Source organism: Sandaracinobacteroides hominis (assembly GCF_016464365.1).
Taxonomy (GTDB): Bacteria; Pseudomonadota; Alphaproteobacteria; order Sphingomonadales; family Sphingomonadaceae; genus Sandaracinobacteroides; species Sandaracinobacteroides hominis.
In genome coordinates, this window is record NZ_JADCUC010000004.1 from 371895 (window position 1) to 383557 (window position 11663).

The 11663-nt window shown below is 63.8% G+C and carries 15 protein-coding genes; 2 read left to right on the top strand and 13 right to left on the bottom strand.

Annotated features, from left to right (window positions below):
- Nucleotides 1-43: 43 nt before the first annotated feature.
- The 3 genes from IM784_RS11150 to nadA all read right to left on the bottom strand — a co-directional run bounded on the left by IM784_RS11150 (nucleotide 44) and on the right by nadA (nucleotide 2601).
- Nucleotides 44-715 (bottom strand): hypothetical protein, encoded by a 672-nt coding sequence (locus IM784_RS11150; protein WP_199555396.1) that lies wholly within the window; start codon nucleotides 713-715, stop codon nucleotides 44-46.
- Complete coding sequence (locus IM784_RS11155) at nucleotides 712-1446, bottom strand: CPBP family intramembrane glutamic endopeptidase (RefSeq protein ID WP_199555397.1); 735 nt, start codon at nucleotides 1444-1446, stop codon at nucleotides 712-714. Before IM784_RS11155 ends, IM784_RS11150 begins: the two co-directional genes overlap by 4 nt.
- Before the next feature lie 144 nt (nucleotides 1447-1590).
- A complete protein-coding gene (gene nadA, locus IM784_RS11160; protein WP_199555398.1) occupies nucleotides 1591-2601 on the bottom strand; it encodes a quinolinate synthase NadA in 1011 nt (336 codons plus the stop codon).
- Nucleotides 2602-2653: 52 nt separating this feature from the next.
- On the opposite strand from nadA, the gene IM784_RS11165 reads away from it, so the two are divergent.
- Nucleotides 2654-3820 (top strand): 3-hydroxyacyl-CoA dehydrogenase, encoded by a 1167-nt coding sequence (locus tag IM784_RS11165; RefSeq protein WP_199555399.1) that lies wholly within the window; start codon nucleotides 2654-2656, stop codon nucleotides 3818-3820.
- A gap of 420 nt (nucleotides 3821-4240) precedes the next feature.
- Here IM784_RS11165 and IM784_RS11170 read toward each other — a convergent pair whose 3' ends face one another.
- The 6 genes from IM784_RS11170 to dnaQ all read right to left on the bottom strand — a co-directional run bounded on the left by IM784_RS11170 (nucleotide 4241) and on the right by dnaQ (nucleotide 7694).
- Nucleotides 4241-4858 carry a cell wall hydrolase gene (locus tag IM784_RS11170; RefSeq protein ID WP_199555400.1) on the bottom strand — a complete coding sequence of 206 codons (618 nt, stop codon included), beginning with the start codon at nucleotides 4856-4858 and terminating at the stop codon, nucleotides 4241-4243.
- A gap of 231 nt (nucleotides 4859-5089) precedes the next feature.
- The gene (locus IM784_RS11175) at nucleotides 5090-5425 is read right to left on the bottom strand and encodes a DUF1491 family protein (protein ID WP_199555401.1); all 336 of its coding nucleotides are present in this window, start codon (nucleotides 5423-5425) and stop codon (nucleotides 5090-5092) included.
- The gene (locus IM784_RS11180) at nucleotides 5412-5861 is read right to left on the bottom strand and encodes a PaaI family thioesterase (RefSeq protein ID WP_199555402.1); all 450 of its coding nucleotides are present in this window, start codon (nucleotides 5859-5861) and stop codon (nucleotides 5412-5414) included. Before IM784_RS11180 ends, IM784_RS11175 begins: the two co-directional genes overlap by 14 nt.
- Nucleotides 5858-6319 (bottom strand): PTS sugar transporter subunit IIA, encoded by a 462-nt coding sequence (locus IM784_RS11185; protein ID WP_199555403.1) that lies wholly within the window; start codon nucleotides 6317-6319, stop codon nucleotides 5858-5860. The genes IM784_RS11180 and IM784_RS11185 overlap by 4 nt, the downstream gene beginning before the upstream one ends.
- 104 nt (nucleotides 6320-6423) lie before the next feature.
- Complete coding sequence (gene hpf, locus IM784_RS11190; protein ID WP_199555404.1) at nucleotides 6424-7002, bottom strand: ribosome hibernation-promoting factor, HPF/YfiA family; 579 nt, start codon at nucleotides 7000-7002, stop codon at nucleotides 6424-6426.
- Nucleotides 7003-7016: 14 nt separating this feature from the next.
- Entirely contained in the window at nucleotides 7017-7694 is a 678-nt protein-coding gene (gene dnaQ, locus IM784_RS11195) for a DNA polymerase III subunit epsilon (protein WP_199555405.1), read from the bottom strand.
- A gap of 257 nt (nucleotides 7695-7951) precedes the next feature.
- Between dnaQ and IM784_RS11200 the strand changes: the two genes are divergently transcribed.
- Nucleotides 7952-8161: a hypothetical protein gene (locus tag IM784_RS11200; RefSeq protein ID WP_199555406.1), complete on the top strand. Its 210-nt coding sequence runs from the start codon at nucleotides 7952-7954 to the stop codon at nucleotides 8159-8161.
- 137 nt (nucleotides 8162-8298) lie between these two features.
- On the opposite strand, the gene coaE is transcribed toward IM784_RS11200, so the two are convergent.
- The 4 genes from coaE to IM784_RS11220 all read right to left on the bottom strand — a co-directional run bounded on the left by coaE (nucleotide 8299) and on the right by IM784_RS11220 (nucleotide 11411).
- A complete protein-coding gene (coaE, locus tag IM784_RS11205; protein WP_199555407.1) occupies nucleotides 8299-8892 on the bottom strand; it encodes a dephospho-CoA kinase in 594 nt (197 codons plus the stop codon).
- Entirely contained in the window at nucleotides 8889-9779 is an 891-nt protein-coding gene (locus IM784_RS11210) for a shikimate dehydrogenase family protein (protein ID WP_199555408.1), read from the bottom strand. Before IM784_RS11210 ends, coaE begins: the two co-directional genes overlap by 4 nt.
- A complete protein-coding gene (locus tag IM784_RS11215; RefSeq protein WP_199555409.1) occupies nucleotides 9776-10363 on the bottom strand; it encodes a Maf family protein in 588 nt (195 codons plus the stop codon). The genes IM784_RS11210 and IM784_RS11215 overlap by 4 nt, the downstream gene beginning before the upstream one ends.
- 292 nt (nucleotides 10364-10655) lie before the next feature.
- Nucleotides 10656-11411: a 2'-5' RNA ligase family protein gene (locus tag IM784_RS11220; protein ID WP_207791733.1), complete on the bottom strand. Its 756-nt coding sequence runs from the start codon at nucleotides 11409-11411 to the stop codon at nucleotides 10656-10658.
- Nucleotides 11412-11663 lie beyond the last annotated feature (252 nt).

The following is an 11663-nucleotide window of genomic DNA, read 5'->3' on the forward strand; positions in this document are numbered from 1 at the left end:
CGGGGACGGCCGCCTGACGGCAAGAAAATTTGCCAGCTGTGCCTTAGATCGAAAACAGCAGGCCGGCCACGATGAGGGACGAGAAGCTGGACACCAGGCACAGGCAGGCATCGCCGAACGCCCGGGGGATCGACCGCGCGAACCGCCCGGCAAACCACTGCGTTTGCACCACCAGATAATAGAGCAGCGCCAGGGACATCAGCACTTGCCCGACCGTCTGCACCCGGGTGTCGGGATGCCGGGAAGCCGTGCCGCCAAGGCTCAGCGCAAGCGCGAACGGCGTGGCCGGGCAGCATTGCGCAAAGAAGAACGGACGCAGGTTCTTGCGGGTAAGCGTTTCCCCGGAGAGCCGCACGCTGCGCGTTGCCAGCAGCGCGGGGAACAGTCCGAATACCACCACATGCAGGATCAGCAGGGTGGTGTTGTCTGACACGAGGGCCGCAAGGCCCCTCTGGCTGGCGACGATGGAGTCGACACCCAGGACATCGGTGGAAATGCCCTGCGCCACCAGCAGCGCCAGGATCAGGAATACCGGCGGGCTCACCGTCTCGACAAACTGCTCGTCGTCGGGCAGCTGCAGCTGCGCCTCGGTCTGGTGCATGGTGCGGACCGGATGCACGATCGCCCGCCACAGGCTGATCGGCCAGAAGATGAACCAGCTCATCACCTCGTACAGCAGCTCGCTCAACGAGCGCAGGAACAGCATGATGTTCATGGCAGAGGATTCCGTGCGCGCCCGTGTGCAAACAGCGCCGCCAGGGCGATGATGGCGAGCGCGTAGGTGCCGAACTGGAACAGCGGGGAAAGGGGCGGATGCACGCCCGAGGCCTGGGCGCTGAAGGATGTGAAATCCCAGGCGCCGTGCAGCAGCATCGCCGGCCAGATCCCGCCGCTGACACGCCGAAGCACATAGAAAGCGCCGCCCATCAGAAAGGCGAAAACCGCCTGAATCAGGCTGGCGTACAGCGGGATGCCGAACAGCGCATTGGGAATATGCATCGCCCCGAACAGCGCCGAAGACCAGAACCAGACATGAACCTCGCTTCGGGTCGATCCGCGCAGCCCCGTTACCAGCACCCCGCGCGTAACCAGCTCCTCGTTGAAGCCGACGAGGATGCCGGCGGCGACAAGCATGGCCAGATGCGCCGGAGAAAAGGCCGACCAGCTTACCGCGGCACCGTTGACGACGACCATGCCGACCATGCCGATGAGGACCAGCGCCGCTGCCCACCAGGGCCCGGCGCGGCCTGCCTCTTGCGTTGCCGGCCTCCACCAGCCGAGCCAGGTGACGGCGCCCAGGCAGAATAGGGCGCCCAGACCAAGCGGCAGGACGAGGCTGGTAAAGGCGACCTTCTCGGAAACCATATCGCCATATCGCGCGCCCGAAAGCCACCAGGTCGTGAAGATGATGCCGTTATAGACGATATAGACGAGCAGGGCAGGCAACCAGTTCGGCTGGATCCTGAAAGGTCGTTCGCCCCGTTCCAATAGCGGCCTCCTGTCTGCGCAGGCTTTTTGAGCATTTGTCGTCGGGAAAGTCGATGGAAACCGGTCTGTTTCGGTGCGCTGCCGACATCGCTGCCTGCCGGATCAGTCCCCCGTTACTGCCGGAAAGGTTTGCGCCGGGGTGAGGTCGGTCGCAGCGCCGCTGGCGATCGCCAGCATCCGGTTCAGCGGCAGCAGGGCGCGCAGGCGGAGCGGTTCGGGAACTTCGATCCTCGGCTGCAGGTCGCGCAGGGAGAGGTAGAGTTTTTCCAGCGTGTTGAGGGCCATGTAGGGGCACATGTTGCAGCTGCAGTTGCCGTCTGCGCCCGGCGCGCCGATGAATATCTTGTTGGGCGCAGCCTTTTCCATCTGGTGGATGATGTGCGGTTCCGTGGCGACGATGATCGTGCTGGCCGGGCTTTCCAGCGCGAACTTCAGGATGGCGCTGGTGCTGCCGATCATGTGGGCGTGGTCCAGGATATAGGCCGGGCATTCCGGGTGGGCTGCGACCGGGGCATCGGGGTGCAGCGCCTTCAGCTTCAGCAGCTCGGTTTCCGAAAAGGCTTCGTGGACGATGCAGGTGCCGTCCCACAGCAGCATGTCGCGGCCGGTCTTCTTGTTCAGCCAGGCGCCCAGATGCTTGTCTGGTGCGAAGAGGATCTTCTGGTCTTTCGGCAGCGCGTTGATGATCTTTTCGGCGCTGCTGGAGGTGACGATGATGTCGGAGTGCGCCTTCACCGCTGCCGAGCAGTTGATGTAGGTGAGGCTGATATGATCGGGGTGTGCCGCACGGAAGGCGCCGAACTCGTCGGGGGGGCAGCTGTCTTCCAGCGAGCAGCCGGCGTCCATGTCGGGCAGGATCACGGTTTTCTGCGGGGACAGGATCTTGGCGACCTCGGCCATGAAGCGGACGCCGCAGAAGGCGATCACATCGGCGTCGGTTTCGGCGGCCTTGCGGCTCAACTCCAGCGAATCGCCGACGAAATCGGCGAGATCCTGCAGCTCGGGCGTCTGGTAATAATGGGCGAGGATGACGGCATTCCGCTCCTTGCGGAGGCGTTCGATCTCGGCGCGGATGTCCAGCCCCGCCAGCGTCTCACGAATTCTTGCGTCCATCGTCCGGTCTCCTAGACTGCGTCATGTAGGGAATAGCGACGGGGAGTGAAAGATGAGTGTCGACCAACAGGCGGACGCACTGGCGCATATCGCAGCTGCCGAGAAGAAGGCGGCCGAGGTGGAAGGCATCGGAGCGGAGGTGGCGGTGCGGCCGGTTAACAGGGTCGGCGTGATCGGGGCGGGGACGATGGGCGGCGGCATTGCCATGAACTTTGCCAATGTCGGCATTCCGGTGACCATCGTCGAGCGCGAGCAGGCGGCGCTGGATCGGGGGCTGAAGGTGATCCGGGGGAATTACGACCGCTCGGCACAGCGGGGGAAGCTGACGGCGGAGCAGGTCGAGCAGCGGATGGCACTGCTGACGGGGAGCCTGGAGCTCCCAGATCTGAAGGACGCCGATCTGGTGATCGAGGCGATCTTCGAGAATATGGCCGTGAAGAAGGAGACGTTTGCGAAGCTGGATGCGATTGCCAGGCCCGGGGCGATATTGGCCAGCAATACCAGCTATCTGAATGTGGACGAGATTGCTTCGGCCACGTCGCGGCCGGCCGATGTGCTGGGGATGCACTTCTTCTCGCCGGCGAACGTGATGAAGCTGCTGGAAGTGGTGCGAGGGCGCCAGACCGCGCCCGATGTGCTGAAGACGGCGATGGAAGTGGGCGTGAAGATCGGCAAGGTGCCGGTGGTTTCCGGCGTCTGCGACGGCTTTATCGGCAACCGGATGCTGTCCCGCCGGCAGCAGGCGGCGAACGCGCTGCTGCTGGAAGGGGCGATGCCGTGGGAAGTGGACCGGGCGCTGACCGATTTCGGCTTCCCGATGGGGCCGTTCCAGATGAGCGATCTGGCCGGGCTGGATATCGGCTGGTCGAAGGAGACGTCGAAGGGGGAAACGCTGCGCGACCGGCTGTGCGAGATGGACCGGCGGGGGCAGAAGACGTCGGCGGGGTTCTATGATTATGGGCCGGATCGCAGCCGGACGCCGAGCCCGATCGTGGAAAAGATGATCCGCGACTATGTGGCGGAGAAGGGCGGGACACCGCGCGAGCATACGCAGGACGAGATATTGCAACGGCTGCTGGAGCCTATGGTGGAGGAAGGAAAGAAGATCCTCGCCGAAGGGATTGCGCAGCGGCCGGGGGACATCGATGCGGTTTGGGTGAATGGCTATGGCTGGCCGCGGGCGACCGGGGGGGTGATGTGGTGGGCGGGGGTGCGGTGATCGGTTCTGGACTCGTTTATGGGGCAAGGAATACGGCGCCTTGCATCTGCCGCTGTCCAGCGATGTACTGATACGCCGGGCGAGCTTTTTCTGATCTGGGAACGTCCGTGCACGCCGTGTGTATGCCGAAAGGCCGTTTCCCGCTCTTTGTCGCGATCATTTCTTTTGGAACGCAGGGGCTCTGCCCCTGCACCCCGGAAGGGGTTTTGACCCCTTCACCCCTTTATTAGGGTTCAAGTCGTTCAGGTTGCTCCAGATGATTGATTGCGCCTTCGGCGCGAGCGAACCCGTGCCGAAGGCGCAATCAAATCAATGTCACGCGCGCAAGGCCTGCCGACGAAGTTCCAGCTTTGAGGGTGCAGGGAAATCATTTCCCTGCCGGGTCCGGGCAGAGCCCGGCCGCCGGAGGCTCAGCGCCGATCAGCGATAGAAGACGTGCTGCCCGACGGTTGCGACGCGGGTGAGTTTCCAGCCCGGGTTCACGCGGGTGGCGTGGAAGTGCGTCGCGTCGGGGACGATTTCGCGCCAGCCGCCGCCGATGGCGATCAGGGCTACGGCCTTGGCCGTTTCCCAGTTTGCGGATTGGGCGGGGGTGCGGATCTGACCGCCGGAGACGAAGCTGAATTGCTTCGGCGCGGTGACCACGGCGCAGACGTCGCGGCCGAAGCGGCCTTTTTCGACGCGGTTCAGGATGACCTGGGCGACGGCGAGCTGGCCGTCGAGCGGTTCGCCCTTGGATTCATAATAGACGGCCGAGGCGAGGCACTTCATCTCGGGATCGAGGGTTTGCGGCTCGGAGCTGCGCACTTCCTGCACCAGTTGGGTCAGGGAGCCGGCTTCGGGCAGGACCAGGCCGAGATCGGGCTCGGCCACTACGGGAGCGCTGGCTCCGTCATCGTAGATGGGGGCAATCTGCTCTTCGGTGGGAGCAGCGGCGATCTCGTTCAGGAACTCGAGGTCGCCGTTGGGGGCTTTACCGGCTGCCAGCAGCACAATCGCCGCTGCCAGAATGGCCGCAAGCCGCACAGGATTTCGCATCGAAAACTCATCACTCGCGGTTCCTGGGGCTGCGGATGCAGGGCCGGCGGCGGGAAATTGCCACCGGGGCTGCATCACGCGCGAACCGCGCCTTCAGCTCCAGCTGTTCCGCCCAGAACAGCCGGTGCACTGGGGAACCGTTTCCAGCTCCTGACGGACGAACCCTTCATGGTGGGTGTCATATGTCCGACACAATGCACGGCCGGCCAATTGTTCATCCGGCGGAAAGGGTCAAGCTTGGGCGCTCAATCCCGGGACGAAGCGTGCCACATCAGCGATATCCAGTTCCAGCACCCAAAGGTCCGTATCGAACCTTTGCTGCGCTGCAACAAACTTCTCCACCGCCGAATCGCCTTCCGCTGCCAGCCGCCATTGTGCCTGACCATCGAAGGACGGAACCTTTTCATAAGCCTTCAGATTCGGCCCCGACCGGTGCACCAACAGCAAGGCAGAGCCCCAATTGTTCCCTTTGTGCAGAACAGTGGCGAAGCCGCCTGCGGACTGCACCTGGCGGCTGAGAGCGGCCACCTGGGTGCTGGCCGGAAGGACGTGTTCAGGCAGATCCATCGCTGTATCCGGGCAGATCCGCGAGGCGGATGCGCGAGCGCATGAAAGTGCCCTGGCCGCGGGCGACTTCCTCGCCGGCTTCGTCCAGCAGGCGGCTTTCGGCGATGAGGACGCGGCGGGCGCCCGACACCCACTGGCCGATGGCGAGCAGGCGTTCGGACTTTACCGGGCGGGTGAGGAAGAGGTTGAACTGGGTGGTGAGGACGAAATTATCCTCCACCATCGAGTTGGCGGCATAGAAGGCGGCGTCGTCCAGCATCTTGAAATAGATGGTGCCGTGGGCGGCGCCGGCGGCGTGGAACATGTCGGGCTTCACTTCGAAGCGGATTTCGGCGCGGCCGCGCGCCGGAAGGACGAGGCGGGAGGCGAAGACGCCGTTTACCGGCGCCTGGGCATAGAGGCGTTCGAGGCCCTGCAGGTGGGGATCGCCGCTCATGCTGCCTTGCGCCAGTCCGCCGACAGCAAGGCCCACAGGGCGCCGGCATCGCCGGCCCCACGCAGCTTTTCCACAAAGGCCGTATCGCGCAGCACCCGGCTGACGCGGGCAAGCGTCTTCAGATGCTGGGCGCTGCCGGCTTCGGGCCCCACGAGCACGAAGAAGATATCGACAGGCAGGCCATCCACGGCGTTCCACTCGATAGGGTGCGCCAGCCGCAGGACAGCGCCATGCAGGGTATCCACGCCCGGCAGCCGGCCGTGCGGGATCGCGGTGCCATTGCCGAATCCGGTCGTCCCGTCGCGCTCGCGGGCGTCCAGCGCCTCGACGATCTCTTCCGCGGAAACGCCGCAGATGGGGGCAAGCAGTTCGGCGGCACGTTCGAGCACAGCCTTCGGGCTGGTGGCCGTTGAATCGAAGGCCACCACCGAAGGTTCAAGCAGGTCATTCAAATCCATTACAAAAGTCCAACGGGGAAACAGTGGGAAGATGCGGCACGGAACCCTGCTTCCGGAGCCTGGCCCGTGCCGCAGTCCCTCAACTGCGAACGGGCCGGAACGTATCAGGCACGGGGTTCCACCCAGCCGATATTTCCATCCTCGCGCCGATAGACCATGTTGAGGGCGCCTGTCCCGCTATTCTTGAACAGCAGGGCGGTGGTGTTTCGCAGATCCAGCATCATCACCGCGTCGGATACGCTCGCCTCGGGGATGTCGACGCGGGTTTCGGCGATGGTGAGGGGGGCGTCTGCCGCTTCCTCTGAATCCATGTCGGCTTCGAAGATGCGGTATTCGGCATTGTCGGGGATTTCCGCCAGCGGCAGGCCGTTCAGTGTGGCACCGCCGGACTTGTCCTTCAGGCGGCGCATATAGCGGCGCAGCTGCTTTTCGATCTTGTCTGCCGCGCCATCGAAAGCGGTGTTGGCGATGCCCGCGCGGTTGGAACCCTTCAGCACCACGCCCTGCATCACATGCATCACGATATCGCACTGGAAACTGTCGTGCGGGCCCGGCCCCAGGGTCACCGTCGCGCCGATCACGCGCTTGAAATAGGTTTCGGCGATCTGCTTCAGCCGATCGTCGACATGAACCCGGAACGCCTGACCTGTCTCGACCTGGTGGCCAGCTACCCGGATGTCCATATTCCTTCTCCTTCTTATGCCGGCTGGGCAAGTCGCGCCCAGATCGACTCCTTCATGCCTGCGGTGAACTGCTGGTGAGCGGCGAGATCCTGCTCCGGTATCGGAAAGCTGCGGACCGGCCAGACGGTTTTTTCCCCGGTTGCTTCGATGGCGGCGGCAACGGTGAGATCGAAGCCGATCTGCCGGCCTCCCGTCAGCTCCACATAGACGTCGGCGAGCAGCTGGCTGTCGATCAGGGCGCCGTGCAGGACGCGGGCGGAGCGATCGATGCCGAAGCGGGTGCAGAGCGCGTCGAGCGTGTGCTTGGCGCCGGGAAAGCGCTTGCGGGCGAGCTCCAGCGTATCGACGACGCGGCCATCGTCCAGCCGGGGATAACCGCAGCGCTCCAGCTCGTAGTTGAGGAAGCGCATGTCAAAGGCGGCGTTGTGGGCGATGATCACCGCATCCGCCAGGAAGGCGGTGAGCTCGGCAGCCTTTTCGGCGAACGGCGGCTTGTCTGCCAGGAAGGCGTCGGAAAGGCCGTGGATCGCCTCTGCCTCTGCCGGCATCGGGCGGCCGGGGTTTACGTGGAAGTGCAGATGGCGCCCCGTCGGCACCCGTTCGTAGAGCTCGACACCGGCGAATTCGACGAGGCGGTGGCCGTCCTTTGGGTCGAACCCGGTCGTCTCGGTATCAAACACGATCTCGCGCATATCGAGGTTACTATCCGCCCGAAAAACGAGTCCCGCAAGGCTTGAAGGCACCGACGTTGCTGCCCACATTCCGCGCGGTTCGTGCCTCCGGCGGCCAAGGGCTCTGCCCTTGGAACCCGGCAGGGAAATGATTTCCCTGCACCCTCAAAGTTGGAACTCTGCTGACTAGATTGGGGAAGCAACGAGTTTGATTGCCTGCGACGCTTGTCAGGTTTCGCCGCAATAGCGGACGTTCGACAATCTGATAGAACGCAACGATGAAGAGGCTCGTGGATGCTCTTGTGAGCTGGAATCACGTTTCCGTTCTGCTGATTGCAGTTTGGATGGGAATGGGCGCAATGGTGGGGGAAGCATTTGGCCTTTGTGAACCAGACTATCGCAAACTGCTCTTCATTGTGATCGTGGCTTATTGGGTTATGGTGCTCATTGAAATTGGTATTTTCAGCCGTGGCCGGAACGGTCGCTAGCCACCTAAAAGCAGACAAGCGCCGCAGGCAGTCAGTTCCTGGAACCTGCCCGGAGCATGCCGATAAAGATCCAACCCCGAGGGTGCAGGGAAATCATTTCCCTGCCGGGTGCAGGGCAGAGCCCTGCCCGCCGGAGGCTAGCTCACCACCCTCATCACCGATCGCACCGTGCGGAAGGTGAGCAGGCGACCCCGCCCCGTCTCAACCACGATATCGGCGAGCGCCCGTTTCGTTGCATCCGGCATCTGGTGTTTCAGGACCGCGGCAAACTTTTCCGGCGTCATTCCGGGCCGCGCCAGCACGCGGGCGCGCTGGACATGATAGGGGGCGCTGACCACCATCACCATGTCGACGCCCTTCCAGCCCTGACCCTCCAGCAGCAGCGGGATATCCAGCACGATCACGCGGCGGCTGCGGTATTTCTGGCGGAAACGCTGCTGCAGCTTGCCGACTGCGGGGTGGACGATGCGTTCGAGCTTCTTCAGCTCGGCGGGCTTGCCGAAGACGGCGGCGCCGAGCTTCGGGCGGTCGACGCCGTTCGGGCCGGTGGTGCCGGGGAAGGCCTTTTCTATCTCGGCCAGCGCGACGCCATTGGGCCCCTGCACTTCGCGGACGGCTGCGTCTGCATCGAACACCGGCGCGTGCAGGTAGCGAAACTTGGACGCGACCTTGGATTTTCCCATGCCGATGGAGCCGGTGAGGCCGATCACGAACGGGCGGGCATGCTTCACGTCGACGCCTCCAGCAGCAGGTTTCGCAAGTCCGCGTCCCGTTCGCGGGGCGGTTTGACGCCGAAGAAGCGCTCGAAGGCGGTTGCGGCCTGGCCCACGAGCATTTCGAGGCCGTCTATCGTGCGCAGGCCCGCGCCACGGGCCTGCGCGAGCAGCGGCGTTTCGAGCGGGGCGTAGACCATGTCGAAGACGATGGTGTCGGGGTAATATTGGCCGAGATCGACCTGCACCGGGTTTTCGCCGTGCATGCCCATGCTGGTCGCGTTGATGAGGATATGGCTATAGCGCTGGACTGCGCCGGGCTCGTTGGGATTGCGGCCCTCTCTTGGATTGCGGATCGGCCCCAGCGCATCCAGCGGATTCCCGGTTCCGAACGGCAGACCCGCCAGCTCTGCCAGCGCATCCGCCCGCCCCGGCGATCGGTTGAAAATGTCGAAATCGGAAAAACCCGCAGCGACTGCCCCCAGCACAGCCGCCCGCGCCGCGCCGCCCGCGCCCACGATCTGCACATAGGTGGCGACATGCGCGGGATAACCGCCGATCGCATGCCGGCGCAAAGGCTCCGCCACGCCGTCGACATCGGTGTTGCCCGCCACCAGCGTGCCATCTGCCCGCCGCACAATCGTGTTCGCCGCGTTCAGCTTCGCCGCCAGCGCGTCCACCTCGTCCACATGCGCCAGCACGGCCTCCTTGTGCGGCATGGTGACGTTGCAGCCGGCCCAATCCGGGTCTGCGCGGCGTGCGGCGACATAGTCGGCGAGGCCGTCTGCCGTGACATGCGCGGCGCGGTATTCGACCTTGAGGCCAAGCGCAGACGCCCAGAAATTGTGGATCAACGGCGATTTCGAATGCGAAATCGGGTCGCCGATCACCTCCGCATAGCTCAAACCGTCAACTCCCCGGCCTCCCGCAGCCAGCCCAGAACCGCCAGCAACGGCAGGCCCCTTACCACGAACTGATCGCCCTCTATCCGCGTGAACAGCTGCGCGCCCAGCCCCTCCACATGATAGCCCCCGACGCTGGAGAGCACCTCATGGCCGCAGGCGGCGACATATTGCTCCAGCCATGCGTCGCTGAACTGGCGCACCGTCAGCTTCGCCGTCTCGACATGGCGCCAGAGGGGCTGGCCGTTTCTGGCGATGACGGCGGCGGAGATGAGGCTGTGGGTTTTGCCGCGCAGCTGCTTCAGCTGGACCCTGAGACCGTCGAGCGAGCCGGGCTTCTCCAGCCACTCGCCGCGCTCGATCTCCAGCATGGAATCGCTGCCAAGGACATAGGCGTCGCGGTGGCCGAGGCTGACCTTGATCGCCTTCAGCTCGGCCAGCTTGTCGGCCACGTCGCGCACCGGGGCGCCGCGCAGCGAGTCGGTGACCGCTTCCTCGTCTATCCGGGCCGGGTGGGCTTCGAAGCCGACCCCCGCCGCCTTCAACATGGATTGGCGGGATGCGCTTTGGGATGCGAGGATTATCAACGGTTTCTGCCTCCGCCCGACACCGTTAGGTGACGGAAAACAAGAATGTAAGGGCTCTGCCCTTACAAACCCGGCAGGGAAATGATTTCCCTGCACCCTCTATGTTTGGTGGCAGATCGGATCGGTTGGGGCGAGGGGGAATCTTGGATTGCCTGCGGCGCTGAGCCCGCTTCGCGCGACCTTTCAGCCATCAACGCCGACCAAACCCCAGCTCAACGCCCGCTCAGGCTGAGCTTGTCGAAGCCCCGCCCAGGTCAAGTATACTGTCCCGGGACGTTGCAGATTCAGGATGCTATTGCACGTTGTCCAGCCTGCTGAGCTGCTTTGCTGCGGTCCCGAACTGGCCCAGCTGATAGATAGCCGCCCCGGCAGGCGAGAAGGTAAAGGGCTCAAAAGCCTCGGCAACCATGGGGTCCAGATATGTCCGGGGCGCGACACCGGTGGAGACATGCGGATTGAATTTGGCGCCCGCGGACTGGGTTGTGAATTTCGAAACATAGTCGATCAAAGCCGGATCGATGATCGGATCGTCCGATGTGGTGACGAAGGCGTTCGATCCGCCAGTCGCCACTGCATAAGGTGCAACTGCGGCGATGATATCGGCTTGCAGCTTCACCAGCTCAGGGGTGGGTCTGGCAACGATGCCGGCGACGCCGGTGTCGTTCATCGCAATATAGTACCGCTTGTAAGCCTCCAGCTGCATCGCGTGGATGTTGCTGCGCGCAATCACCTGCCGCGCCGCGGCCTCAACCTTGTCGAGGTCCGCCGTGCGCACAAAGGTCTGCAACAGGGTGATGTGCGGCCGGTGCGCCGCATCCAGCGCGAAGCCTTGCGGGAACGCCTTCAAAAGACGCGCATTGTCGGCTTCTGCGCGTTTGAGCATGACGGCGTCGGGCTCAAGCAGAATGTCGATTGCAGTCACTGCATTCCGTGTTTGATCTTCAACGCGAACCTGCGCGTTGGCGGTTCCATATCCGGCAACCGTCGCCGCTGCGATCGCCACAGCAATGCCCAGGAGCAGGCGCCGGATCACGTGCATTGCCCTCATCGTGCAACTCCTGCTGGAACTGCCTTGTTGCGCCAATAGTAGCGCAGTCAGCATAGTGTTTATTCTTACAGGAGATGTGCCAAATGGGAAACGCCAACAGCTATGGAATGGCAGGAGCTCTGGTAGTTCGGGGGGCAGTATTCTTGACCTGGGTGGGGCTTCGACAAGCTCAGCCTGAGCGGGCGTTGAGCTGGGGTTTGGTCGGCGTTGATGGCTGAAAGGTCGCGCGAAGCGGGCTCAGCGCCGCAGGCA

Bases quoted from the DNA above. Each gene is read 5' to 3' on its own strand.
- IM784_RS11150 (WP_199555396.1), bottom strand. From the start codon at position 715: ATGAACATCATGCTGTTCCTGCGCTCGTTGAGCGAGCTGCTGTACGAG.
- nadA (WP_199555398.1), bottom strand. From the start codon at position 2,601: ATGGACGCAAGAATTCGTGAGACGCTGGCGGGGCTGGACATCCGCGCC.
- IM784_RS11165 (WP_199555399.1), top strand. From the start codon at position 2,654: ATGAGTGTCGACCAACAGGCGGACGCACTGGCGCATATCGCAGCTGCC.
- IM784_RS11170 (WP_199555400.1), bottom strand. From the start codon at position 4,858: ATGCGAAATCCTGTGCGGCTTGCGGCCATTCTGGCAGCGGCGATTGTG.
- IM784_RS11175 (WP_199555401.1), bottom strand. From the start codon at position 5,425: ATGGATCTGCCTGAACACGTCCTTCCGGCCAGCACCCAGGTGGCCGCT.
- IM784_RS11180 (WP_199555402.1), bottom strand. From the start codon at position 5,861: ATGAGCGGCGATCCCCACCTGCAGGGCCTCGAACGCCTCTATGCCCAG.
- IM784_RS11185 (WP_199555403.1), bottom strand. From the start codon at position 6,319: ATGGATTTGAATGACCTGCTTGAACCTTCGGTGGTGGCCTTCGATTCA.
- hpf (WP_199555404.1), bottom strand. From the start codon at position 7,002: ATGGACATCCGGGTAGCTGGCCACCAGGTCGAGACAGGTCAGGCGTTC.
- dnaQ (WP_199555405.1), bottom strand. From the start codon at position 7,694: ATGCGCGAGATCGTGTTTGATACCGAGACGACCGGGTTCGACCCAAAG.
- IM784_RS11200 (WP_199555406.1), top strand. From the start codon at position 7,952: ATGAAGAGGCTCGTGGATGCTCTTGTGAGCTGGAATCACGTTTCCGTT.
- IM784_RS11220 (WP_207791733.1), bottom strand. From the start codon at position 11,411: ATGAGGGCAATGCACGTGATCCGGCGCCTGCTCCTGGGCATTGCTGTG.